This window comes from Stakelama portus (assembly GCF_003171655.1).
GTDB lineage: Bacteria > Pseudomonadota > Alphaproteobacteria > Sphingomonadales > Sphingomonadaceae > Sphingomonas > Sphingomonas portus.
In genome coordinates this window covers 530,523-553,912 of the sequence record NZ_QFZL01000001.1, presented here as the reverse complement: position 1 = coordinate 553,912, position 23,390 = coordinate 530,523, and the positions used below count along the sequence as shown (strand labels likewise).

Annotated in this window: 23 protein-coding genes; 4 read left to right on the top strand and 19 right to left on the bottom strand. The window is 64.7% G+C overall.

Annotation, left to right across the window (positions count from 1 at the left end; translation table 11 throughout):
- Window positions 1-21 precede the first annotated feature (21 nt).
- From DKB74_RS02505 to DKB74_RS02420, 18 genes are all read right to left on the bottom strand, one after another.
- On the bottom strand, window positions 22-939 hold the full coding sequence (locus DKB74_RS02505) for a cell division protein FtsQ/DivIB (protein WP_239987345.1): 918 nt from the start codon (window positions 937-939) through the stop codon (window positions 22-24).
- A complete protein-coding gene (locus DKB74_RS02500; protein ID WP_275658156.1) occupies window positions 936-1,871 on the bottom strand; it encodes a D-alanine--D-alanine ligase in 936 nt (311 codons plus the stop codon). Before DKB74_RS02500 ends, DKB74_RS02505 begins: the two co-directional genes overlap by 4 nt.
- A complete protein-coding gene (locus DKB74_RS02495; protein WP_161956776.1) occupies window positions 1,868-2,362 on the bottom strand; it encodes a DUF4262 domain-containing protein in 495 nt (164 codons plus the stop codon). Before DKB74_RS02495 ends, DKB74_RS02500 begins: the two co-directional genes overlap by 4 nt.
- The gene (murB, locus tag DKB74_RS02490; protein ID WP_420822392.1) at window positions 2,359-3,285 is read right to left on the bottom strand and encodes a UDP-N-acetylmuramate dehydrogenase; all 927 of its coding nucleotides are present in this window, start codon (window positions 3,283-3,285) and stop codon (window positions 2,359-2,361) included. The genes DKB74_RS02495 and murB overlap by 4 nt, the downstream gene beginning before the upstream one ends.
- The gene (locus tag DKB74_RS02485; protein WP_109806507.1) at window positions 3,282-3,518 is read right to left on the bottom strand and encodes a hypothetical protein; all 237 of its coding nucleotides are present in this window, start codon (window positions 3,516-3,518) and stop codon (window positions 3,282-3,284) included. The genes murB and DKB74_RS02485 overlap by 4 nt, the downstream gene beginning before the upstream one ends.
- Window positions 3,515-4,945: a UDP-N-acetylmuramate--L-alanine ligase gene (gene murC / locus DKB74_RS02480; RefSeq protein ID WP_109806506.1), complete on the bottom strand. Its 1,431-nt coding sequence runs from the start codon at window positions 4,943-4,945 to the stop codon at window positions 3,515-3,517. Before murC ends, DKB74_RS02485 begins: the two co-directional genes overlap by 4 nt.
- Window positions 4,942-6,093, bottom strand: coding sequence for an undecaprenyldiphospho-muramoylpentapeptide beta-N-acetylglucosaminyltransferase (gene murG / locus DKB74_RS02475; RefSeq protein WP_109806505.1), 1,152 nt, complete (start codon window positions 6,091-6,093; stop codon window positions 4,942-4,944). Before murG ends, murC begins: the two co-directional genes overlap by 4 nt.
- Window positions 6,090-7,304 (bottom strand): FtsW/RodA/SpoVE family cell cycle protein, encoded by a 1,215-nt coding sequence (locus DKB74_RS02470; RefSeq protein ID WP_239987388.1) that lies wholly within the window; start codon window positions 7,302-7,304, stop codon window positions 6,090-6,092. The genes murG and DKB74_RS02470 overlap by 4 nt, the downstream gene beginning before the upstream one ends.
- A 5-nt stretch (window positions 7,305-7,309) precedes the next feature.
- Window positions 7,310-8,680 carry a UDP-N-acetylmuramoyl-L-alanine--D-glutamate ligase gene (gene murD, locus DKB74_RS02465; protein ID WP_109806504.1) on the bottom strand — a complete coding sequence of 457 codons (1,371 nt, stop codon included), beginning with the start codon at window positions 8,678-8,680 and terminating at the stop codon, window positions 7,310-7,312.
- Window positions 8,677-9,744 carry a phospho-N-acetylmuramoyl-pentapeptide-transferase gene (gene mraY, locus DKB74_RS02460; RefSeq protein ID WP_109806503.1) on the bottom strand — a complete coding sequence of 356 codons (1,068 nt, stop codon included), beginning with the start codon at window positions 9,742-9,744 and terminating at the stop codon, window positions 8,677-8,679. The genes murD and mraY overlap by 4 nt, the downstream gene beginning before the upstream one ends.
- Window positions 9,744-11,120 carry a UDP-N-acetylmuramoyl-tripeptide--D-alanyl-D-alanine ligase gene (locus DKB74_RS02455; protein WP_109806502.1) on the bottom strand — a complete coding sequence of 459 codons (1,377 nt, stop codon included), beginning with the start codon at window positions 11,118-11,120 and terminating at the stop codon, window positions 9,744-9,746. Before DKB74_RS02455 ends, mraY begins: the two co-directional genes overlap by 1 nt.
- Window positions 11,117-12,532, bottom strand: a complete 1,416-nt coding sequence (locus DKB74_RS02450) for a UDP-N-acetylmuramoyl-L-alanyl-D-glutamate--2,6-diaminopimelate ligase (RefSeq protein ID WP_109806501.1) — start codon at window positions 12,530-12,532, stop codon at window positions 11,117-11,119. Before DKB74_RS02450 ends, DKB74_RS02455 begins: the two co-directional genes overlap by 4 nt.
- Entirely contained in the window at window positions 12,529-14,229 is a 1,701-nt protein-coding gene (locus DKB74_RS02445) for a peptidoglycan D,D-transpeptidase FtsI family protein (RefSeq protein ID WP_109806500.1), read from the bottom strand. Before DKB74_RS02445 ends, DKB74_RS02450 begins: the two co-directional genes overlap by 4 nt.
- Window positions 14,226-14,786 (bottom strand): hypothetical protein, encoded by a 561-nt coding sequence (locus DKB74_RS02440; RefSeq protein WP_145960884.1) that lies wholly within the window; start codon window positions 14,784-14,786, stop codon window positions 14,226-14,228. The genes DKB74_RS02445 and DKB74_RS02440 overlap by 4 nt, the downstream gene beginning before the upstream one ends.
- Window positions 14,787-14,808: 22 nt before the next feature.
- Window positions 14,809-15,747, bottom strand: coding sequence for a 16S rRNA (cytosine(1402)-N(4))-methyltransferase RsmH (rsmH, locus tag DKB74_RS02435; protein ID WP_193504342.1), 939 nt, complete (start codon window positions 15,745-15,747; stop codon window positions 14,809-14,811).
- Entirely contained in the window at window positions 15,744-16,253 is a 510-nt protein-coding gene (locus DKB74_RS02430; RefSeq protein WP_239987344.1) for a division/cell wall cluster transcriptional repressor MraZ, read from the bottom strand. The genes rsmH and DKB74_RS02430 overlap by 4 nt, the downstream gene beginning before the upstream one ends.
- Window positions 16,254-16,672: 419 nt before the next feature.
- Complete coding sequence (locus DKB74_RS02425; protein WP_109807072.1) at window positions 16,673-16,987, bottom strand: hypothetical protein; 315 nt, start codon at window positions 16,985-16,987, stop codon at window positions 16,673-16,675.
- 188 nt (window positions 16,988-17,175) lie between these two features.
- Window positions 17,176-18,165 carry a cysteine synthase A gene (locus DKB74_RS02420; RefSeq protein WP_109806497.1) on the bottom strand — a complete coding sequence of 330 codons (990 nt, stop codon included), beginning with the start codon at window positions 18,163-18,165 and terminating at the stop codon, window positions 17,176-17,178.
- Window positions 18,166-18,386: 221 nt separating this feature from the next.
- Between DKB74_RS02420 and DKB74_RS02415 the strand changes: the two genes are divergently transcribed.
- Window positions 18,387-19,976: a vWA domain-containing protein gene (locus tag DKB74_RS02415; protein WP_109806496.1), complete on the top strand. Its 1,590-nt coding sequence runs from the start codon at window positions 18,387-18,389 to the stop codon at window positions 19,974-19,976.
- 61 nt (window positions 19,977-20,037) lie between these two features.
- On the opposite strand, the gene DKB74_RS02410 is transcribed toward DKB74_RS02415, so the two are convergent.
- Complete coding sequence (locus tag DKB74_RS02410) at window positions 20,038-20,547, bottom strand: hypothetical protein (RefSeq protein WP_145960883.1); 510 nt, start codon at window positions 20,545-20,547, stop codon at window positions 20,038-20,040.
- 136 nt (window positions 20,548-20,683) lie between these two features.
- Between DKB74_RS02410 and DKB74_RS02405 the strand changes: the two genes are divergently transcribed.
- The 3 genes from DKB74_RS02405 (at window position 20,684) to DKB74_RS02395 (ending at window position 23,388) form a co-directional block, all read left to right on the top strand.
- Entirely contained in the window at window positions 20,684-22,021 is a 1,338-nt protein-coding gene (locus DKB74_RS02405; protein ID WP_109806494.1) for a DNA polymerase Y family protein, read from the top strand.
- Window positions 22,022-22,230: 209 nt separating this feature from the next.
- Window positions 22,231-22,515, top strand: coding sequence for a hypothetical protein (locus tag DKB74_RS02400; RefSeq protein WP_239987343.1), 285 nt, complete (start codon window positions 22,231-22,233; stop codon window positions 22,513-22,515).
- Between the two features lie 135 nt (window positions 22,516-22,650).
- Entirely contained in the window at window positions 22,651-23,388 is a 738-nt protein-coding gene (locus tag DKB74_RS02395; protein WP_109806492.1) for a ParA family protein, read from the top strand.
- The last annotated feature ends 2 nt before the right edge of the window (window positions 23,389-23,390 follow it).

The window sequence follows — 23,390 nt, the reverse complement described above, 5'->3', positions numbered from 1 at the left end:
CGGAGCCTTTGCGATGGTGAATCAAATATCGCTCCGCGTGGCAAGCCCTGTCGCGCGCGATTCCTCCGCGCCCCCCTGCCGCCGGATCACCAGTTTTTCCGGGTCGCGCATGTCGAACCCGACATAGCCCTTGCCCAGCAATCTTTGTGTCGCATCCAGTCGCGCGAATTTCGCCAGCGCAGTCGCGGCTGCGGCTTCGCCTTCGGGAAGCTGCAGCCGTTCGCCGCTGTCGAACAGCAGATCCCAGCGGCGATTGCCGATCCAGCTCCACGCGCGCACCATCGGATTGAGCGCGGGCGCCGCTTCCATCAGCCGGCGTCGCGCCATTTCCTCGCTATTGGCGCCTTCGCCGATCAGCAGCGGCAGATCGGGCATTTTTTCGCGCGCCACCGGCTCAAGCAGTTCGCCCGACGGGTCGACCAGCATCAGCTGGCGATTATTCTGCCATACTGCGGCGGGCTCACGCTCGGTAATGTGGATCGCGAGCGTGTCGGGCAGACGCCGCGAAACACTGGCATCGGCGATCCAGCTATAGGCAGTCAGCCGCTGGCGCACGACATCGAGATCGACCAGCGGCATCGCCCGCGATTGCTGGTCGAGCGCCTGGGCATAGACCGACATGCGGTCCATCCGCTTGAGCCCGGTGATTTCGATCTGCTGGACGCGAAAGCCCGCGCGACCGACGCCTTCGGCAACGGCGACGCCGGCCTTTTGCGGCACGCCGAACCATGCACCGATCGCCAGCGCCACTGCCCCGACGAACAGCACGATTGCCCATGTCATGATCCGCCGCAACGTCGCTTCGCTGATCGGCAGCGACGCAATGCTGCGCTCGAGGAAACCGGGCTGTTTCTTGCGCACGCGGCCCTTCTGCGTCGGCCGCTTCCTGGTCTGCGGCCGCCGGGCGGGAGATTTGCGCGTGGTCGGGCGCTTGCTCACCCCCTGGCATCCTCCTTCATCGCTTCCTCGACAATCGCCTGCACCAGCTGCGGATAGGTCATGCCGATATGCTTTGCCTGTTCGGGGACGAGGCTGAGCGGCGTCATCCCCGGCTGGGTGTTCACTTCGAGCACGAACAGCCCCGCGACGCCCTGATTGTCGTCCCAGCGGAAATCGGTGCGCGAGGCGCCCTTGCAGCCCAGCAGGCGATGCGCCTCGACAGCGATCGCCATGCATGCCTGCGTGATTTCATCGGGAATCTGCGCGGGGCAGACATGTTCGGTCAGGCCATCGGTATATTTGGCGTCATAGTCGTAAAAGCCCGCCTTGGGCTTCAGTTCGGTGACGCCCAGCGCCTTGTCGCCGAGCACTGCCGTGGTCAGTTCGCGGCCGCGAATGAACGGCTCGGCGAGCAGTTCGTCGAATTCCTGCCACGGACCCTTTGCATCGCGGCTGATCGGATTGCCGTAATTGGCTTCGTCGGTGACGATCGCGACCCCGACCGACGACCCTTCATTGACCGGTTTGAGCACATAGGGGCGCGGCAGCGGATCGGCTTCGTACAGCCCTTCGGTCCGGACGATGCGCCCGCCGGGCATCGGTATGCCATGCGGCACCAGCGCCTGTTTGGTGAGCTGCTTGTCGATCGCGATCACCGACGTGACGAGGCCGCTATGCGTATAGCGCAGCCCCATCAGGTCGAGCATGCCCTGCACCGTGCCGTCTTCGCCCGGCGTACCGTGGAGCGCATTGAACACGACATCGGGTTTCGCCTCGGCCAGCTTTGCCGCGACGTCACGGCCCATGTCGATGCGCGTGACGCGATGCCCGAGCGATTCCAGCGCCTCGGCGATGCCCTTGCCCGACATCAGTGACACGTCGCGCTCGGCGGACCACCCGCCCATCAGCACTGCAATGTGAAGGGGAGTCACGAATTCAAACTCCGTTCGTAGAGGGCGGGCTGTGCTTTCATCACAGCGGCGTCGCAATCGGCATCCCAGGGATACCGCCCGTTCAGATCCGGCCAGACCAACTGAACAACGCGGCTCAGCGCCTGGCCCGTGCGCCGCTTTTCATACCAGATCGCGGAATTGAGATAGTCAGGGACGATATTCTCAGTCGGAACCGAACGAACGACGACAACATGGTCCTGCAAAAGGCTGTCGATTTCCACACCATCAGAGAGGGTTAAGCCGTTCTTGCACAGCTGCATCGTGTCGTTGATCATGGCCCCCATCAACTGGCCGTCCAGACCGATCACGATCACTTCGGGCTGATCGACGGTTTCGGGAAAGCCGACCGAATATGCCCATGCCGAACCATCGCTGTCAGGATCCCAGACGACATTGATATGGCATCCGGTGCGCGCGACAGTATCGACGATCTTGCGTTCGGCACGATTGAGGGATTTGCGCCAGATCACTTGCTGACCCCCACGCGCTGAATTTCCCATTCCAGCTCGATCCCCGAATTCGCCTTTACCCGGGTGCGAACCTCTTCGCCGAGCGCTTCGATATCGGCGCTGGTCGCCTTGTCGAGATTGAGCAGGAAATTGGTGTGCTTTTCCGAAACCTGCGCATCGCCGATGCGCAGGCCGCGACATCCGGCGGCATCGACCAGCTGCCACGCCTTTTCGCCCGGCGGGTTCTTGAACGTCGAACCGCCGGTGCGGCTGCGCAGCGGCTGGCTGGCTTCGCGCTCGGCGGCGATGCGGTCCATTTCCGCGCCGATTTCTGCCCGATCGCCCGCTGTCCCTTCGAACAGCGCGCCGATCACCACTGCACCGTCGGGCAGCGCCGAATGGCGATAGGTGAAGCCAAGCTGTTCGCGCGACCAGGTGCGGATCGTGCCGTCGCGCTCGACCACCATCGCTTCGATCAGGATATCGGCGGTTTCGCGGCCATAGGCGCCTGCGTTCATCCGCACCGCCCCACCAACCGTGCCGGGAATGCCGCGCAGAAATTCAAGCCCCGCAATCCCCGCATCGCGCGCCGCGCTGGCGACGGTGATGCCCATCGCCGCGGCGCCGACGCGAATGCGGTTGCCCGGTTCGACCTGCAGCTTGGCCATCGCCTTGGGCAGGCGAATGACCACGCCCGGCACGCCGCCGTCGCGGACGATCAGGTTCGATCCGACGCCGACGGGCAGCACCGGCACATCGCGCGGCAGCGCCTTCAGAAATTCGGAAAGCGCATCGACGCTGTCGGGCCGCACCAGCCATTCGGCCGGGCCGCCGGTACGAAACCAGATGAAGTCGGCCAGGCTGCCATGATGTTCGACCTTGCCCGTCACTTCGGGCAGCTCGGCAATCGTCTCCAGCGCTGTGGCAGTGTCGTGTTCGCTCACTCCCACCCCCAGAATTTTGCCCATGCCTTCCACGCGTCGAGATTGGCTTCGGCAGCGGCTTCGCCTGCCTTGCGCATCTCTTCCATCTGCTTGCCCGGATCGAACATCTTCTGCGCGTCTTCGAACTGCGCCTGTTGCGCGCGCATCATCCGTTCGACGGTTTCCATATGCGATTGCTGCGCGCGATAGAGTTCGCGCTGCATCTCGGTGGCCTTGGCAAACCAGTCCGTCATGCGTCCGCTCCCGCAACTGCCTCGGTAATCGCCGGGGCAAGATTGGCTGCCCAGCGGGTAATGTCGCCGGCGCCCAGGCACACGATCAGATCGCCACCCCGGATCGTTCCGGCCAATGTCTGCGCCAGCGCCGCAGCATCGTCCACGGTCGCTGCCGAACGATGCCCCCGTTCCTTCACCTTGTCCGCCAGCGCGCGCGCATCGACGCCTTCGATCGGGGCTTCGCCCGCCGGATAGACGGGCGTCACGAACACCATATCGGCATCGTTGAACGCCTGGGAAAACTCATCCATCAGATTGCCGAGCCGCGAATAACGATGCGGCTGCATCACGGCGATGACGCGGCCCTGCGCACTTTCGCGCGCGGCGGACAGGACGGCGCGGATTTCCACCGGGTGATGGCCGTAATCGTCGATGACGATCGCCTTGCCGCCTTCGCAAGCGACTTCGCCGACCGTGGTGAAGCGCCGCTTGACCCCGCCGAACTTCGCAAAGCCGGTGATGATCGTCTTATCCTCGATACCCAGTTCCAGCGCCACACCGATCGCGGCGAGCGCGTTCTGGACATTGTGGCGGCCGGGCATCGGCAATTCGATCCCTTCGAGCGTCCGGGTGGCGCCGTCGCGCGCGCGGATCACCGCGTCGAAACGATTGCCGCCGGTATGCGGCGTCACGTTGATGCCGCGAATATCGGCGCTGGCGGCGAAACCATAAGTGACGATCCGCCGGTCGCGCACGCGCGGGATGATGTTCTGCACCTCGGGATGGTCGAGGCAGAGCAAGGCCGCGCCATAGAAAGGCACATTTTCGACGAATTCGATGAAGGCGTCCTTCACCCGGTCGAAACTGCCATAATGATCGAGATGTTCGGGATCGATATTGGTGACGACCGCGATCGTCCCGTCGAGCCGCAGGAAGCTGCCGTCGCTCTCATCGGCTTCGATCACCATCCAGTCCGAGGCGCCGAGCCGGGCGTTCGAACCATAGCTGTTGATGATGCCGCCATTGATGACGGTGGGATCTACTCCGCCGACATCGAGCAACGCCGCGATCATCGACGTCGTCGTCGTCTTGCCATGCGTACCCGCCACCGCGACCGTGGATTTGAGGCGCATCAGCTCGGCGAGCATTTCGGCACGGCGCACCACCGGGATGCGGCGTTCGAGCGCCGCCTCGACTTCCGGATTGCCGCGCTGGATCGCCGTGGAAACCACGACCACCGCAGCATCGCCCAGATTTTCGGCCTTGTGCCCGATCAGCACGGGAATGCCACGCTTTTGCAGGCCCTGAACGACATAGCCTTCGGCGATGTCCGACCCCTGAACCTGATAGCCCAGATTGTGCATCACTTCGGCAATGCCCGACATGCCGATGCCGCCGATGCCCACGAAGTGAATCGTGCCGATGTCAGTGGCAACACCCTTCATGCCGCGCTGCCCTCCACGGCCTGTTTGGCAAGGCCCAGCCCTGCGGATTCCCACGGCGCATCGACGCTTTCGACCAGATTGGCGAGATCGCGCGCGGCGTTGGGCCGGCCACAGCTCTTGGCGCGCGCGGCAGCGGCCTCCAGCCCTTCGGTATCGAGGCCGAGCCGCTGAATCTGCTTGGCGAGTTCGGTGGGCGTGAAGCCGGTCTGCTTGATCGTCCGCGCGCCGCCCGCTTCGCTCATTTCGCGCGCATTGGCGGTCTGGTGATCGTCGGCGGCGCTGGGATAGGGAACCAGAATCGCCGGACGGCCCGCTGCCGTCAGTTCGGCAATGGTCGAAGCGCCCGCGCGCGCGATGACAATATGCGCCCAGGCGAGTTGTTCGGGCATGTCGGCCAGATAGGTCGCGATTTCGGCGGGAATGCCGTGTTCGGAATATTTCTGGCGGACGCGATCGATATCCTCCGGCCGCGCCTGATGCGTAACCTGCATGCGGCGGCGGAAATGAGGGGGAAGCAGCGCGAGGCCATCGGGCACGACCTGGCTGAGGATCGACGCGCCCTGGCTGCCGCCGGTTACCAGCACGCGGAAAATCCCGTCTTCCTCCAGCATCGGATAGGGCCGCTGGCGCAGCGCGAGCACCGCTTCGCGGACCGGATTGCCGACCAACGTGGTCTTGGCCTTCCACTTGTCCTGAAGCCGTTCGACATTTGCATATGCCGTGGCGATCGCATCGACCTTGTTCGCGACATGGCGGTTGACGCGGCCCAGCACTGCATTTTGTTCGTGAATCACGGTGGGAATGCCCGCGCGGAACGCCGCCATCAGCGACGGCATTGCCGGATAACCGCCGAAACCGATCACGGCCGCCGGGCGATATTCGCGGAAGAAGCGCAGCGCCATCCTGCGCCCCGCCATCACTTCGCGCGCCGCACGCAGCCACCCGAGCGGACCGCCGCCCAGCCGCCCGGCCGGAAGCACATGGGTTTCGATATCCTCGAACAGTCCGGGAAAGCGCACGCCGCGATCGTCGCTGACCAACGCGACGCGATGGCCGCGCTCGATCAGTTCGGCCGCCAGCGCCGCCGCGGGTACCATATGCCCACCGGTACCACCGGCGGCGAGGACGTAATTCTTCGATCGTGTCATGAACCGCTCCCGCGCACGGTATAGGGTGAGCGCGTCAGATACGGGTTCCTGCGCGTGAATGCGAGCAGCAGTCCGAACCCGACCGACAGCGCGATCATGGAAGAGCCGCCATAGCTGATGAACGGCAGCGTCATGCCCTTGGACGGCGCAAGCCCCGTGTTCACCGCCATGTTGATCAGCGCCTGCACGCCGAACTGCGCGGCAAGGCCGGCAGCGGCGAGAAGGCGAAAAGCGTCTTCCTCGTCAATGAGTTTCATCACCACCCGCACGACGATGGCGAGATAGAGAATCGCAATCACCCCACAGGTGATAAGCCCGAATTCCTCGCCTACGACCGAGAAAATATAATCATTATGTGCCTCTGGGAGACGGAATTTGAACGTCCCGCCGCCCGGCCCGGTGCCCGTCGCCCCGCCCGCCGTCAGCGTCGCATGCGCCATATCGGTCTGATAATGTTCGGCCAGCGCCTTTTCCTTGTCGGGAAAAAGGAAGCTGTCGATGCGGATCCGGGCAGTATCGTAAAACAGATAGGCGGCGACGACGCAGCCGACCCCGCTGGCCATCAGCCCTGCGATCGCAGTGGCCGAAACCCCCGAAAGCAACAGCAGCACCAGCCAGACCAGGACGAACACGATCGTCTGGCCGAAATCGGGCTGCATCATCAACAGCGCGGCGATACACGCGGTTAGAGCGCCGGTGATGAACAGCACGGGAAGCTGCGGATCCTTTGCCCGGAACGACAACAGCCAAGCAATCGCGACAATGAACAGCGGTTTCAGAAATTCGGACGGCTGAAGCTCGGACACGCCAAGATCGATCCACCGTTTCGCGCCATTGACTTCCGCACCCAGAAACGGCGTCGCGGCGAGCAGCACGAAGAAGATCGCGGCGCCGATCAGCGAGCAGCGCCGCGCAAAGCGGATCGGCAGCATCGAAACGATCAGCATCACCGGCACCGACACCGCCACCCAGGCCACCTGTCGCCAGAAATAATACATCGGCGGAATCGTCACCGATCCGCCCGAATAGCGATGCGCCGTGGCAGGCGAAGCCGCCGCAACCGCGATCAGGCCGATCGCCATCAGCGACAGCGCCAGCAGCAGCAGCACGCGATCGATTTCCCAGAACCACATGCCCGCAGGCGAGCGGCCGGTGCGGCCCATTTGCTGGGCGACACGGCTGCGAAAGCCCTTGGGTGCCTGTTCCGCCATATCGCTCACTCCAGCCCCTCCACCAGCGCGCGAAACGCATCGCCGCGCGCTTCGAAGTCGCGAAACTGGTCGAACGAGGCGCAGGCGGGCGAGAGCAGCACGGTATCACCGGGCTGCGCAACGGTCAGCGCCGCATGCACCGCTGCGTCGAGCGTATCGACGCGCGCCACCGGCATTTCCGGGCGCAGCAGCGTTTCGAACAATTCGGCGGCTTCGCCGATTGTATAGGCCTGTACCACATTACCGAAGCCGGGGCGGCACGCCTCCAGATCATCCGTCTTGGCCTGCCCGCCCAGGATCCAGTGGATGCGACCAAAGGCCTGCAGCGCGGGCGCGGTGCTGGTCGGGTTGGTCGCCTTGCTGTCATTGACCCAGAGCAGCCCCTTATGGACGCCGAGCCGCTCCATCCGGTGCGGCAGGCCGGGGAAGCTTTCCAGCCCTGCATCAATCGCGTCGCGCGACAGGCCCAACGCTTCGCACGCGGCGATCGCAGCGAGTGCGTTCTGCGCGTTGTGCGGCCCTTGCAGGCTCGGCCAGCGCGACTGATCCATACAGACGCCGGGCGCGATCTTGGTCAGCGCCTCCGACCGGCCAGATTTTGCGAGGTTTCGCGCGATATTGGCCGAGGGGATGTCGCCGATGCCGATGATCGCGGCATGATCGGGCGACTGCATCGCGAACAGCCGTGCCTTGGACGCGGCATAGGCGTCGAATCCGGCGTAGCGATCGAGATGATCGGGGGTGATGTTGGTCAGCACCGCGACATCGCAATCGAGGCTCTGGGTCAGATCGATCTGATAGCTCGACAGTTCGAGGACATAGACGCCGGCGCCGTTGTCATTTGGCGTCAGCGGCTCCTGTCCGAGGATCGGCAGGCCGATATTGCCGCCCATCCGTGCGGAGATGCCGGCGCTGTCGAGGATGTGGTGGATCAACGCGGTCGTGGTCGATTTGCCGTTGGTGCCGGTGATACCGACGACCTTGTGCGCCGGGAGTTCGGCGCGCGCCTGTGCGAAGAGCTCGATGTCGCCGATCAGCGGAACGCCTGCTGCTGCGGCATGCGCGGCAATCGGGTGGCGATTGATCGGCACGCCGGGGGAAACGACGACGCCCGCAAAGCCGGAGAGATCGGTTTCGAGTGGGTCGGCAAGCTCCAACGAACCGTTTGTGTCGAGCGAAGTCGAGACACGTTGGCCGTGCGCCCCGTCCCTCGACTGCGCTCGGGACGAACGGGTGGCTTCACGCCGTTCCTCGCTATTGTCCCACGCAACAACCCGCGCCCCGCTTGCCAGCAGCGCAGCCACGCTCGCTTGCCCGGAGCGTGCCAGCCCCAGCACGGCGTAGCGTTTTCCGCTCCAGGTCGTGCTCGTGATCATCGCAGCTTGAGTGTGGAAAGCCCCGCCAGCGCCAGAACAAAGGCAATGATCCAGAAACGGATCACCACCGTGGGTTCGCTCCAGCCGAGTTGTTCGAAATGATGGTGGATCGGCGCCATGCGGAACACGCGCTTGCCAGTCCGTTTGTAGAAGAAGACCTGAATGATGACGCTCATCGCTTCGATCACGAACAGGCCGCCGATGATGCCGAGCACGATTTCATGGTGCGAAGTAACGGCAATCGCGCCGAGCGCGCCGCCCAATGCGAGGCTGCCGGTATCGCCCATGAACACCGCGGCCGGAGGGGCGTTGAACCAGAGGAACGCAAGCCCTGCCCCGATCATCGCGCCACAGAAAATGGCAAGATCGCCCGCGCCCGGAACATGCGGAATGCCAAGATAGCTGGCATAGTCCGCGCGGCCGACCAGATAGACGATCATCATGAACGCCAGGCTGGCGATGATCACCGGCATGGTCGCGAGGCCGTCGAGCCCGTCGGTCAAATTCACGGCATTGCCGAACGCCACGATCGTGAAAGCGGCGAAGACGATATAGAAGGGGCCCAGATCGATGCGATGGGTGACGAACGGCAGGTAAAGTTCGGTCCCGTTCTGCTGGGTAATGATCCACGCCGCGACGCCGGCGATCAGGAACTCGCCCGCGAGGCGCACCTTGCCCGAAACGCCTGCGGTGCTTGCCTTGCGCACCTTGTCATAATCGTCGAGGAACCCGATCATTCCGAAACCGAACGTCACGAACATGCACGCCCAGACAAAGGGATTGCTGAGGTCCATCCACAGGATCAGCGACACCATCAGGCTGGTCAGGATCATCAGCCCGCCCATGGTCGGCGTTCCGCGCTTGGCGAGATGGCTTTGCGGGCCGTCGCTGCGGATCGGTTGCCCCTTGCCCTGACGGACGCGCAGCCAGCCGATGAAACGCGGGCCGACGATCAGGCCGAGCAGCAGCGCCGTCGCCACCGCGCCGCCGGTGCGGAAGGAAAGATAGCGGAAGAGATTGAAAGCGCCGGTAAAATCCAGCAGCTCCGCGATCCAGTAAAGCATTAGCCCCTTCCCGCCAGCGATGCGACAACGCTCGCCAGCCCCACTGCGTTCGATCCCTTGACGAGGACCGCATCGCCGGGCGCAAGCATGGATTCCAGGCTCGCCCGCGCGGATGCGGCGTCGGGCACATGGACGAAATCAATCTGGCCCTCAAGCGCCTTTGCAAGCGCCGCCATCCCTTCACCCACCAAAATGGCACGGCTCACCCCGGCGGCGCGAATCGGATCGGCAAGCGCGGCATGATAGGCATCGCTTTCCGCACCCAGTTCGCGCATTTCGCCGAGCAGGACGATCCGCCGCGCATCGGCCGGTTCGGCGCGCAGCACGGCCAGCGTCGCACGCATCGACGCGGGATTGGCGTTATAGCTTTCGTCGATCACCAGCGCTTCGCCGCCATCGACTTTCGCCAGAAACCGCGCGCCGCGCCCGGGCAGCCCGCCCATTTCGGCCAGCGCCAGCCCGGCAAGTTCCAGATCGCTGCCCACCGCATCGACAGCGGCAAGGATCGCCATCGCGTTGGCAACCCAATGTTCGCCCGGCTGCGACAATGTGAAGCTGAGTTCGCGCTCGCCCAGCCGCGCGGTGACGAACGTGCCGCCGGTGCGCGTGCGCATCGTTTCGATCGCGCGGACATCGGCCCCTTCGCCAAGGCCGAAGGTGACGATCCGCGCGGCATGCGGCTGCGCCGCAGCGATCAGCCGGTCGCGGTGCGGGCTGTCGAACGGAACGATCGCAGTGCCGCCCGATTCCAGCCCCTGGAAAATCTCGCCCTTGGCATCGGCAATCGCGCTTTCATCCCTGAAGAATTCGGTATGCGCGGGGGCGATGGCGGTGACGATCGCGACATGCGGCCGCACGATTTGCGTCAGCGCGGCGAGTTCGCCGGCATGGTTCATTCCCATTTCGAACACGCCGAAGCGGGTTTCGCGCGGCATGCGGGCAAGGCTGAGCGGCACGCCGGTATGGTTGTTATAGCTTTTGACCGAGCGATGCGCCCGGCCCGGTTCGGGGCGGTCGAGCGCGGCGAACAGCGCTTCCTTGGTGCCGGTCTTGCCGACCGACCCGGTTACGCCGATCACCCTGCCCTGCATCCGCGCGCGCGATGCCCGGCCCAGATCCTCGAGCGCAGCCATCGTATCGGCGACGCGGACATGGGCGTGCGGCGTATCGGCGCTCACCACTGCACCGGCCGCGCCCTGGGTAAATGCCTGGTCCAGAAAACGATGGCCGTCGGTCGCCTCGCCTTTCAGCGCAAGGAACAAGTCGCCCCGCCCGACTTCGCGGCTGTCGAAGGTGACGCCCGAAACCGCGAATGCCCCCGATGCCGTACCGCCGGTGGCGGCAGCGATTTCGGAGGAAGTCCATAATGCGCTCATGCCGCACACTCGCGCGCGACCGTGACATCGTCGAACGGCAACACCAGTTCGCCGACAATCTGCCCCTGCTCATGCCCCTTGCCGGCGATCAGCACGATATCTTCCGGCCCGGCCTCGGCAATCGCCAGCGCAATCGCTTCGCGGCGGCCGGCGACTTCGCGAGCATCGGGGCAGCCCTTGAGGATTTCGGCACGGATCGACGCGGGATCTTCGGTACGCGGATTATCGTCGGTGACGATGGCGAGATCGGCCCCCTGCCGCGCAACCGTGCCCATCGGTTCGCGCTTGCCGGTGTCGCGGTCCCCGCCCGCGCCGAACACGACGATCAGACGACCCTTGGCATGCGGCTTCAGCGCCGCGATCGCCGCTTCCAGCGCGTCGGGCGTATGGGCATAATCGACATAGACCGGCGCGCCGCTGCGCGTGATGACGGCGCGTTCGAGCCGTCCGCGAACCGGCTGCAGCCGGGCGAGATTGGCGAGCGTCGTTGCCACGTCCCCGCCGGTGGCGATCACCAGCCCCGCCGCGACCAGCGCATTGGCGGCTTGATAGGCGCCGATCAGCGGCAGCATCACCTTGTGCTGCGCACCTTCGGCCTCGATCACCAGCCCCTGCCCCAGCAACGTCGGATCGCGCGAAACGAGGCGCAGCGTATCGCCATGTTCGCCGACACTGACGATGCGATTGCCGCGCACCCGCGCCAGATCGATCACGCGATCGGCATTGGGATCGTCCATCCAGATCACCGAAGCGCCATCGGCGTCGAGCACATCGGCGAACAGCCGCAGCTTGGCACAGAAATAAGCGGCCATGTCGCCATGATAATCGAGGTGATCGCGGCTGAGATTGGTGAACGCCGCCGCCGCGACCGGAATCCCTTCGGTACGATATTGGGTCAGGCCGTGGCTCGACGCCTCGAACGCCAGATGCGTCACGCCCTCGCGTGCAAGCCCCGCGACATTGGAAAGGAACGTGACGATGTCGGGGGTGGTGAGCCCGGTATAGACGCTTTCGTCCGCCGTGGTGACGCCGAGCGTGCCGATCGACGCGGCATGTTCGCCCGCCATCCGCCACAATTGCCGCGTCATTTCGACCGTCGACGTCTTGCCGTTGGTGCCGGTAACCGCGACCGCCGTCGCCGGGAAGGGCGCAAAGAATCTGGCGGCAAGCTGCGCGAATTTCTCGCGTGGATTTTCGGCGGCGATATGCACCGCGCCTTCCACCTTCGCATCGGGTGCGGCGACAATCGCGATCGCGCCGCTCTTCACCGCATCGGCGATGAAATCCTCGCCGTTGAACCGCGCACCGCGAAACGCACCGAAAATGGTGCCGGGCGCGACCTTGCGATGGTCGATGGCGAACCCGGTGACGACGGCCGCCTCCGCGCCGCCGGTCAAGGCGCCCAGCTTCATTGGTCCGATGCCTCGTGATCCTGCGAACCGTGCCAGATCAACGACGCGAATTCGGAAAGATCCACGTCGCGATTGGCGTCGGGAATGACGCCGAGCATCGGGCCGGTGCGCTGAATCACGCGGCCGACAAGGGGAACCGAGGTCCAGCCGGCAGTGCGCTGGCCGTAGCTTTGGGCGTTTCCGATAGGCGAATCGAGCATGGCAATCACCACATAGCGCGGTGCGTCCATGGGGAAAGCCGCTGCGAAGGTAGAAACATTCTTGGTGGCCGAATATCCGTGATCGCCCGGCTTCTCCGCCGTCCCGGTCTTGCCGCCGACGCGATAGCCCGCGACGTTCGCGTTCTTGCCCGTGCCGTCGGTCACGATCAGCCGCAGCAGCTGGCGCATCCGCGCGCTGGTCGCTTCGGAAAGCACGCGTTCGCCGGGTACGGCATGGCCCGGCTCGACCTTCAGCATCGTCGCGGGGCGCCACACGCCGCCATTGACCATCGCGGCATAGGCAAGCGCGAGATGCAGCGGCGTAACGGCGATGCCATGGCCATAGCCGACGGTCATTGTCGTCGCCCGGCCCCAATAATGCGGCCAGAGCGTTCCGCCGCCTTCCAGATCGATCGGCGCGCGCTCGTCGAAATGGAATTTGCGGAAAATATCCTCGAACCCCTCCTGCCCCAGTTCCTCGCCGATCCGCGCAGTGGCGATGTTCGAGGAATAGATCAGCGTTTCGGGGATGTTGAGCCAGCGGCGCTGGGGGTGATCGTCGCCGATGCTGAACCGGCCGATCCGCAGCGGCTCGGTCGCGTCGAAACGGCGCGACATCGACGTGACCACGCCGCGGTCGATCGCGGCGGCGGCAGTGATCGGCTTGAAGGTCGACCCAAGCTCATAGACGCTCTGCGTCACATTATTGGGCGGGATCGTCCCGTTCACATCATTGGGATTGAAGCTGGGCAGCGACACCATCGCCAGCACTTCGCCGGTATCGACATCGAGGATCAGCCCGGCCGCGCCCTTGGCCTGAAACGATTCCATCGCTTCGCCAAGCTCGCTGCGCAGCGCCGCCTGCACCCGCACGTCGATCGAAAGCTCGACCGGGGTTCCGGCCTGGGCCGGATCGGTCAGGCGCTTTTCGAGCACCCGCTCCATGCCGCGCACGCCATAGCCGTCATAGTGAAGATGCCCGAGCACATAGGCGGCAAGGTCGCCCTGGGTATAAAGCCGCTCGGGCTCGCGATTGAAGCCGATGCCCGGCTCGCCCAGCGCATTGACCGCGCTGACCAGTTCGGGACGCGCGCGACGCTTCAGATAGCGAAAGCCCTTGGCGTTGAGCAGCTGGAAATATTCCGCGGCACTGCGTTCGGGCATCAGTTCGGCCAGCTTGCGCGCCAGCTCCTGCCGGTCGCCGATGATCTTTTCGGGGTGCACGCCGATGGTCCAGGCGTCGATCGTCCGCGCCAGCGGTTCGCCATTACGGTCGGCAATGTCGCCGCGCAACGGCTTGACCACCGCGACCGCATTGCGCGCCGATGCCGGCTCGGCCCAGATGGCGAGCACGGCAAGCCGCGCCAGAATCGCGAAAATGCCCGCGCCGAACGCGAGCAGCAGGATCATCAGCCGCACCTGCGCGACCGCAACCATCGCCTGCCGCCCATTGCCGGCCCGGCGCGATTCCGCCGGCGGGGCGACGAGGACGATCACCGCAGTGCCAGCCGCTCGATATTCGCGCGACGCTGCAGATCCTCCATCGTCGAGCTGGAGAGGAGGCGCGTGTCGAGCATCGCAACCTGATCGCTGCCACCGCGCGCGCTCTGCGAAGCAGCGGCGGCATCGGCACGCGGCGCAGCGGTCGGCGCTGCCGAAGCCGTGGCGACCGGCGCCGAAGCGGATTCGGGCGCAACGACGTCGCGGCCCTGGCTTCCGCCCTTGGGCACAATCATCGAAGCATGCTGCATTTCGCCGCCCATGGTGGCGTCGAGGCTGGCAAGCTGGTTCTCATCGCTCAGAAACTGGTCCGGGGCGGGCGAAGCCAGCGCCAGGAAATCGCCGTTCCAGCGTTCGATCTGCGCCATGCTCGCGCGCGTGTTGAACTCGGTTTCCAGCGAGCGGATATCCTTGTGCGCCTGCGCGATCGCACGATCCATCGCCTCAAGCTGAACGCGCTCGGCCGCTACCTGGCTGGTCACCATATAGCATGCGGGCGCCACGACGACGCCGCACAGGAACCAGCCGAAGCCTTTCAGTCCATAGCCTGCCATCATTTCAACTCCTTACTCATACTCATGACGACCAGGGCGCCGCATCGGTACGCCGCGCGACGCGCAGCGTGGCCGAACGGGCCCGGGGATTGCGGGCAACTTCCGCCTCGCCCGGGCGAACGGCCCGTTGCAGAGACTCAAAACTGGGGGCGGCACGCGGCGCCTCGCTGGGGCGATGCCGCGATCCACCGGGCATCGCGCCGCTGCGTTCGCGCAGGAAGCGCTTGACCAGACGATCCTCAAGGCTGTGGAACGTCACCACTGCCAGCCGACCGCCCGGCTTCAGCACGCGTTCCGCCGCGGCAAGCCCTTCCGCCAGCTCGTCCAGCTCGCGATTGATATGGATGCGCACCGCCTGAAAGGTCCGGGTCGCCGGGTCTTTCTTGTCGTGCGGACGATGTCCTAACGCCTTCCTAACCACATTTGCCAGTTCGGAAGTTCGCGTAAGGGGTCGTGCGGAGACGATCGCCCTGGCGACGCGCCGCGAGCGCGGTTCTTCGCCGTACCGATAGAGAATATCGGCGATTTCGACCTCGTCGGCGCTGTTGAGCCATTCGGCCGCAGTCAGCCCTTCGGGCGCCATTCGCATGTCGAGCGGCCCGTCCTGCTGAAACGAAAAGCCGCGCTCGGCCTGATCGAGCTGCATCGAGGAAACCCCGATATCCATCGTCACGCCGTCGACCGGCACGAAACCGCGCCGTTCGAGCTCGCTGTCGAGCGCAGAGAATGGCGCTTCGATCAGGATCAGCCGCCCGCCGCTTGCAGCGACAAGATCATGGCCGCCTTCGATCGCCCGGGAGTCGCGATCGAAAGCGGCCACCTCGGCACCCCGCTCGAGGATTGCCCGGGTGTAGCCACCGGCTCCGAACGTCGCGTCGACATGGCGCTCGCCGGGCACGATGGCGAGCGCTTCGACGACTTCGTCGCGAAGCACGGGGATATGCGGCGCGCCCGCAGTCACAGCGTCACGCCCTTTTGTTCGAGAAGGAATTCGCAGATTTCGCGAATGTCGGCATTGGCCGGATCGGTGTCCGCCATCAGCACTTCGGGCGCCCAGATGTCGAACGTCTCGCCGGCGCCATTGAAGAAGGCCAGGCGCGCAATCTTTGCCTTTTTGCGGAAAAAGGGCGGGATCACGAACCGCCCGCTGGCATCGAACTGCGCACGCTCGACAGCGCCAAAGGCGCGACGCTTGGCGCGCACGGTGCTGCCATCGCCCTCGAACGGCGATTCCTCGCGATCGACGCGCGCATATTTGGTTTGCGACCAGCCAAGATCATGAACCGAAAGGCAGGGGTCGAAGGGGTGCACGCCCACAACGACCTGGCGAACGTCGGAATTGCGTTCGGCGGCGCTGCGCAGGTCTGCGGGTATGGCGACACGACCTTTTTCGTCGACCGCCTGGAGCGCAAATCCTTCGTAGAGGTCCCGATCCTGCAACGCACTGCCCCATTTCGAGGCACGCACCTACCCGCCTGGAGAAACGGCCCTGACCGCATCCCGGTTTGCTGATGATCGACGAGTACGGGTCGTGCCCCCGTTACCATGTTCGGTAACAGTATAGACGATGGGAAGCAATGCCTGAAATGGGGATTAGCCACCACTAGACCCCATTTGGAACCTATGTTCAAGTAATTTTTATGGTCTGTTCCGTATTTGATCCAATTTTTCGTTTTTCCGCCCGAAGCGATTTTCGGGCGGCCTGATCGATGCCTGCGAAATATTGTTTTGACGGATCGGGCGGCGATGGTTCGCCGCTATACCCTCACAAGTGGCTGAGTTTAGCCGATTCCGGCGCCAAACGACAGCGCGAGGCGGCAAGGAATCGCGGATTTGCGGCGAGTCGACGCTTTAAACGCGATGGTTAACCCGCTTCCGCGCTGCTGCTATTGCGCGTCGGGTTTCGCGACTTCCGCCTGGCGCTGCGCCTCGATCCGCCGCGCCACCGCCGCCGCATCGACCGGTTCCTGCGACGCGGTGCTCGGTGCGACGCCCAGTTCGGCGAGCGGCTCATCGGGCTTGGGCTTGGCGACCATGGCGTTGCCCATCTCGTCGGTCATGTTGGCGACGACATCCGCCTTGGGCGCGCCGACCGCATCGACCGGCTCGTCACGATTGGCCGAACTGAAGATCGCGCTGGCCAGACCGATCAAAGTCAGCACCATCGCCAGCCCGGTCATCCCGACGCGGACCCGCTGCATGGCTTGCGCCGTATCGGGCGAGACAGTTTTCATGGCGACAACAAGCGATGTAAGACGGCGGACACAGCTTGTCGATCACCGCATGAGTCGGCAAGCCGATAAAGTCGGCATGACGCATCTACTCGCAAATGACCGGTTTTTCGGCGGAACGCGCTGCTGGCTGACGCTCCCAAACCGGGGTCGCGCGGCTATTTCCTGAGCCACTCCGGCACGCTCAGCCCTTTCGCTTCGAGCCATTCGCGATTGTACAGCGTCGAAAGATAGCGAAAGCCGGTATCGCACAGGATGGTCGCGACGCGGCTGCCCGGCCCGAGCCGTTTTGCCAACGCCACCGCACCGGCAACATTGATGCCCGAGGACAGGCCAAGGCACAGCCCCTCTTCGGCAAGCAGGCGGCGGACCCAATAGAGCCCCTCTTCGTCCGAAATGCGGAACTGGGTGTCGATCGGCGCGCCTTCCAGATTGGCGGTAATGCGCCCCTGCCCGATCCCTTCGGCAACCGACGACCCTTCGGACTTCAATTCGCCACAGGCATAATATTCGTACAGCGCGGCGCCGTGCGGATCGCTGAGCGCGATCGTCACATTTTCGTCCTTGCCCTTGAGGCCCAGACCCACGCCCGCGATCGTGCCGCCGGTGCCCGCAGCGCAGGTAAAGCCGTCGATGCGGCCCTCCATCTGCTCCCAGATTTCCTCGGCCGTGCCGACGATATGCGCCTTGCGGTTGGCGATATTGTCGAACTGGTTGGCCCAGATCGCATTGGGGGTTTCCTCGGCGATGCGGCGGCTGGTGTGCACGAAATGGCCGGGGTTCGAATAAGGCGCGGCGGGCACGAGCACCAGTTCGGCGCCCAGCGCGCGCAGCGTGTCCATTTTCTCGCGGCTCTGCGTTTCGGGCATGACGATGATCGTCTTATACCCCTTGGCATTGGCGACCAGCGCCAGGCCGATGCCGGTATTGCCCGCCGTCCCTTCGACAATGGTGCCGCCGGGCGCGATCAGCCCCCGCTCCTCGGCATCCTCGACGATGAACAGCGCGGCGCGATCCTTTACCGACGCGCCGGGATTGGCGAATTCGCACTTGGTGTAAATCTCGCCGCCGCATTCCGCGCTCGGCCCGTTCAGGCGGACGAGCGGCGTGTTGCCGATCAGCGAGAGCGTGTCTTTGGTTGCAATCATGGCCGATAGATAGGTGCGCCGGGCCATAGCCGGCAAGCAAGCGTTGCTTGGCGCCGCCACTCCCCCCGCTTCATTTGGCGTTCATGCGTGCGGCGCCAGCTTTGGTCTGTCCAGAGTTTTCGGGCCGGTTCCTAATTCCCACTCCAAAAATGGGAAATCGCTTGCGCTGCCGAAAGAAAACATGGCAACAATGTGGCGCAATTAAGGCATAGGAGACTTGGATGCGCCAGAAGCTTTTGACCGGAACGATGCTTGCGGCCCTGATTTCCGCATGCTCCCCGGCAGACAAGTCAGCGGATTATGGTCCCAATCCCCCGCCGCTCGCGTCCCCCGTTTACATGCCGTCTGCCGAATTCGCCGTCACGGCGAACCGCGTGGCCGTGCCGCAATCGGAGGATCGCGAACGCTATGCGGAAAACGAGGTATCGCCAGTTCTGTCGGTTGCCGACGCGCCGGTTTCGACCTTTTCGATCGATGTCGATACCGGCGCCTATGCCAATGCGCGCCGGTTCCTGACACAGGGCGCGATGCCGCCGCAGGATGCCGTGCGCACCGAAGAGTTCATCAACTATTTCCGCTATGATTATCCCCTGCCGACCGATCGCAGCCAGCCGTTCAGCGTGACCACGGATGTTTCGACGACGCCGTGGAACCCCAACACCCGGCTGCTCCGCATCGGCCTGCGCGGCTATGACATTTCCTATGACGAGCGCCCGGCGGCGAACCTGGTATTTCTGATCGACGTGTCGGGATCGATGGCGACACCCGACAAGCTGGGGCTGGTCAAGACCGCGCTGTCGATGCTCGCTGATGGCCTTCGCCCGCAGGACAAGGTTTCGATCGTCGTCTATGCCGGTGCGGCGGGCGTCGTCCTCAAACCCACCAACGACCCGGCAAAGATCAAGGCCGCGCTGGAAGAACTGGCAGCGGGCGGATCGACTGCGGGCGGTCAGGGGATCGCGCTCGCCTATGCCACCGCGCGGGCAAGCTTCATCGAAAACGGCATCAACCGGATCATCGTCGCGACCGATGGCGACTTCAATGTCGGCGTCACCGATCAGCGCCAGCTGGAGGACATGGTCGAGCGCAATCGCGACAGCGGCATCACGCTGACCACGCTCGGTTTCGGCACCGGCAATTACAACGAAGCGCTGATGGAATCGATCGCCGATCTGGGCAACGGCAACTACGCCTATATCGACAGCGCGATGGAAGCGCAGAAGGTGCTGGGCGAGGAACTCTCCTCCACGCTGTTCACCATCGCCGGCGACGTGAAGATCCAGGTCGAGTTCAACCCGGCCCATGTCAGCGAATATCGCCTGATCGGTTATGAGAATCGCGTGTTGCGCGAAGAGGATTTCGACAATGACAAGGTCGATGCCGGCGAAATCGGCGCCGGGCATCAGGTAACCGCGATTTACGAAATCGTGCCCGCCGGGGCGCAGGGATGGCTGCCCGGGCGCCGCTATGAAGCAAATCGCCCGGCTGTGGGTGCCGGGGGCGACGAACTCGCCTTCGTCAAGCTGCGCTACAAGCTTCCGGGCGAGGAACGGTCGCGGCTGATCGAGCGCCCGATCCCCGCATCGGCGATCGCGTCGGCCCGCGCGCCACAGGGCGACATGGCCTTCGCCGTCAGCGTGGCTGCGTTCGGGCAAAAGCTGCGCGGCGACACACGGCTGGGCGATATGGGCTGGGCCGATATCCGCACGCTGGCGGGCAATCCGCACAATTACTGGCGGCAGGAATTCATCAAGCTGATCGGCCTGGCCGAAACGCAGAGCGGCGGACGAGCGCGCGCGCGCGACTCCTGATCGGCGATGGTGCACCCGGGCGCGGACTCAGCGGGAGGCGGCGTATAGCCGCTTCCCCTTCCTATTCGCCCTGGATGTTCGCGATGGAGCCGTTTTCCTCGCTGGCATTGTCGCCAAGGTCGATTTCGCCCGGCGCCTGATCGGCGCAGCCGCGCAGCACCTGATCACCACGGCGGATTTCGACCGCGAGCGGGACCAGATCGGCGTTGCCGCCGGTCTGACACCGCGCCGCCGTCAGCGTGATGACCACGCTGGCCCCTGCGATATCCTGTGTCCGGTACACCGCCGTCGCGGCGGTTGCCTCCGGCGCCACATAATAGAATTGATCGGGCTCTTCCGACAGCGCGCTGCGATCGGTGAAATAGATGGTGCCTGGCAACAGATCGAGCGACCAATAGGGTTCGGTGCCCCATGCCCGAACCGGCTGGGACAGATCGACGCCGCCGATGACGGGGCCCGTTTCGGGCACCACGACATTCTGCGCGGCTTCGTTGGTCAGATTTTCGGGCGGCTCACCCCCGCCGCACGCCGTGAGCGCGACCAGCAGCCCGGCGATGCATATGCTGCGCATGTTTTGTCTCCCGCGCCCCATGGTGCGCGGTTCGGCCTTCGGACGCAAGTTTCGCGACGCCCGCGAAACCATCCGGGCTGTCCTGCCGCGCAATGTTCTGCTATTGTTCTCATGCACTCGATGAGCAGGAAGCGCCATGACCGATGTCGCCAGGACCATGACCGCCGCGCCCCCGCCTGTGCCGGAGTTTGCGCTGCCGCGCCGGCCGCTGCGCTGGCTCTTCCTCGATCTCAACAGCTATTTCGCCAGCGTCGAGCAACAACTTCAGCCCGAATTGCGCGGCAAGCCGGTGATCGTCGCGCCGGTCGATGCCGATACCACCGTGGCGATCGCCGCGTCGGTGCAGGCAAAACGCTATGGCATCGGCACCGGAACCCCGGTGTGGGAGGCAAAACGCCGGTGCCGCGAACTGATCGTCACGCCGGCGCGTCACGAACGCTATGTCGAATTTCACGAAGCGATCGTCGCGGAAATCTGGCGGCATATTCCCGTGACGCGGGTCTGTTCGATCGACGAAGTGGCGTGCCGGCTGCTCGACAATGAAAACAGCCGCGCGGCGGCGGTGGCGATCGCGCACCGGATCAAACAGGGCATTCGCGCGCATGTCGGCGATTGCCTGACCAGCTCGGTCGGCATCGCGCCCAACCGCTTGCTCGCCAAGCTGGCTTCCGACCTGCAAAAGCCCGACGGGCTGGTAGTGTTCGAAGCACAGGACCTGCCGCACGCATTGTTCGACCTGAAACTGCGCGACATTGCCGGGATCGGCGCGAAGATGGAGCGACGGCTGGCGCGCGACGGCATCCTCGACATCCGCCAGCTCTGCGCACGTCGTCCGCGCGACGCAGGCACGGCCTGGGGCGGCACCAACGGCGATCGGCTATGGTATCTGCTCCACGGCGTCGACTTGCCCGAAAAGCCCAGTGCCAGCCGGTCGATCGGCCACAGCCATGTGCTGAGCCCGCGAAAGCGCGGACGCGAGGCAGTGCGACTGACCGCCCGGCGGCTGGCGCTCAAGGCGGCGAGCCGGTTGCGACGCAAAGGCTATCGTGCGCGGCTGCTGGTGCTGCACGGGCGGTTCGAGGACGACAAGTCGCGCTGGCGCACGGCGATCCGGTTGCCCGCGACGCAGGACAGTTTCGCCGTGCTTGCGGCGCTCGACACGGTCTTTCCGCGGCTGGTCGATGCTGGCCGCAACCATCCCGGCGGATTTTGCCTGCGCATGGTGGGCGTGACGCTGGCCGAGATCGAACCGCAGCAGGGCGAACAGGGATCGCTGTTCGCCGAACGCGATCCCGACGACCCGCTGGCACGCGAAACGCGGTCGCTCGCGCTCAGCCGGGCGATGGACCGGCTCAATGAGCGATTCGGGCGAAACGCGGTTTCGGTGGGCCCGCTCCATGGCGGGCGCGTCGATGCGGTAGGAACAAAAATTGCGTTCGGACGCATTCCCGAGCGCCATGAATTTCACGAATAACGGGGGTTTTTCGTTATATCGTATCATTGCGGTGCAAAACGCTTCGCGTCGGCAGACCATGCAGAGCCTTGACGATTCGTGCTGCGTGCGCGAAGCACTGCGCCGTCATGAACAATCTCAAACTCGCCCCCCTCGCCGCGGTCGCGCTGCTTTCGCTTTCGGCCTGTCAGAACAAAGTCGAAGAAGTCGATAGCCGGGCTCCAGATCCCATGGCCGCTGAACTCCGCAACGCCACTCCGGTCGAACCGCCGCCCTCGATCGCGGACTCGGTCACCTTCCGCTGCCAGCCGGGCAACAAGCTCGTCGCCGTCGATTTCTTCACCGGTGACAAGATGATCACGCTGAAGACCGATGTCGAAGCACCGGTCGGCAAGACGCTGAAGGCAGAGGAAGCCGGCCAGCCGTTCACCGGCGAAGGCTATACCGTCACCGGCACGCCCAGCTCGGTCACGGTCGAGCAGCCGGACGGCGATACGCTCACCTGCAAGGCCTGAGGCCTTTCTTCGCAAAGCCATATGGGGCCGGCGGCACGTTCCGCCGGCCCTTTTTCATGCGCGCGGGCTTGCCAGCGTCGGAGCGAAACGCCACCCTTTGTCGAAAGGCACAACTCCCGATCGGAAGGAGCCTCGGTGGCGCGGATCGCAGTCTACAGCCTGAAGGGCGGCGTCGGCAAAACCACGCTTGCCGTCAATCTGGCATGGTGTTCCGCGACGCAATCGGCGCGCCGGACCTTGTTATGGGATCTCGATCCCCAGGCGGCCTCGACCTATCTGCTGGGTGTGGCGCCCAAGGCCAGGCGCAAGGCGCAGGCAGTGTTCACGCGCGACCTCGATCCGGTCGACCTGATCCAGCAGACCGATATCGCACAGCTGGACCTGATCCCCGCCGATACGTCGCTGCGCGCGCTCGACCAGCTGTTTCACGAACTCGACAAGAAGAAGCGGCTGGCAAAGCTGCTCGAACGGCTCGACGGCGATTATGACCGGCTGCTGCTCGATTGCCCGCCGGGGCTCACCGAAACCAGCGAACAGGCGATGCGCGCCGCGGACATCATCCTCATTCCGGTGATCCCCAGCCCGCTCTCGCAACGCGCATTCGAGGAAGTCTCCGCCTATTTCGCCGGGCGCGGCTTCAAGGCGGGGCTGATGCCGGTGCATTCGATGGTCGATCGCCGCCGCAAGCTGCATGGCGAAGCGATTGCGCGCCATCCCGACTGGCCGGTCATCCCGATGGCGAGCATCGTCGAAACGATGTCGGCGCGGCGCCGGCCGGTGGGTGCCTTCGCCGCCCGCAGCACGGGTGCACGGGCGTTCGCCGCCCTGTGGCAAGCGGTCGAGCGCAAACTCGCCGATCGCGACCTTCGCTGAGA

Coding starts and splice junctions, on each gene's coding strand:
- DKB74_RS02470 (WP_239987388.1), bottom strand. CDS start 7,304: ATGGCGGAACAGGCACCCAAGGGCTTTCGCAGCCGTGTCGCCCAGCAA.
- DKB74_RS02400 (WP_239987343.1), top strand. CDS start 22,231: ATGGCCGCTGAACTCCGCAACGCCACTCCGGTCGAACCGCCGCCCTCG.
- DKB74_RS02450 (WP_109806501.1), bottom strand. CDS start 12,532: ATGAAGCTGGGCGCCTTGACCGGCGGCGCGGAGGCGGCCGTCGTCACC.
- DKB74_RS02455 (WP_109806502.1), bottom strand. CDS start 11,120: ATGAGCGCATTATGGACTTCCTCCGAAATCGCTGCCGCCACCGGCGGT.
- murC (WP_109806506.1), bottom strand. CDS start 4,945: ATGAAGGGTGTTGCCACTGACATCGGCACGATTCACTTCGTGGGCATC.
- DKB74_RS02420 (WP_109806497.1), bottom strand. CDS start 18,165: ATGATTGCAACCAAAGACACGCTCTCGCTGATCGGCAACACGCCGCTC.
- DKB74_RS02425 (WP_109807072.1), bottom strand. CDS start 16,987: ATGCAGCGGGTCCGCGTCGGGATGACCGGGCTGGCGATGGTGCTGACT.
- murD (WP_109806504.1), bottom strand. CDS start 8,680: ATGATCACGAGCACGACCTGGAGCGGAAAACGCTACGCCGTGCTGGGG.
- DKB74_RS02485 (WP_109806507.1), bottom strand. CDS start 3,518: ATGACGGACTGGTTTGCCAAGGCCACCGAGATGCAGCGCGAACTCTAT.
- DKB74_RS02415 (WP_109806496.1), top strand. CDS start 18,387: ATGCGCCAGAAGCTTTTGACCGGAACGATGCTTGCGGCCCTGATTTCC.
- mraY (WP_109806503.1), bottom strand. CDS start 9,744: ATGCTTTACTGGATCGCGGAGCTGCTGGATTTTACCGGCGCTTTCAAT.
- DKB74_RS02405 (WP_109806494.1), top strand. CDS start 20,684: ATGACCGATGTCGCCAGGACCATGACCGCCGCGCCCCCGCCTGTGCCG.
- murG (WP_109806505.1), bottom strand. CDS start 6,093: ATGACACGATCGAAGAATTACGTCCTCGCCGCCGGTGGTACCGGTGGG.
- DKB74_RS02440 (WP_145960884.1), bottom strand. CDS start 14,786: ATGGCAGGCTATGGACTGAAAGGCTTCGGCTGGTTCCTGTGCGGCGTC.
- DKB74_RS02410 (WP_145960883.1), bottom strand. CDS start 20,547: ATGCGCAGCATATGCATCGCCGGGCTGCTGGTCGCGCTCACGGCGTGC.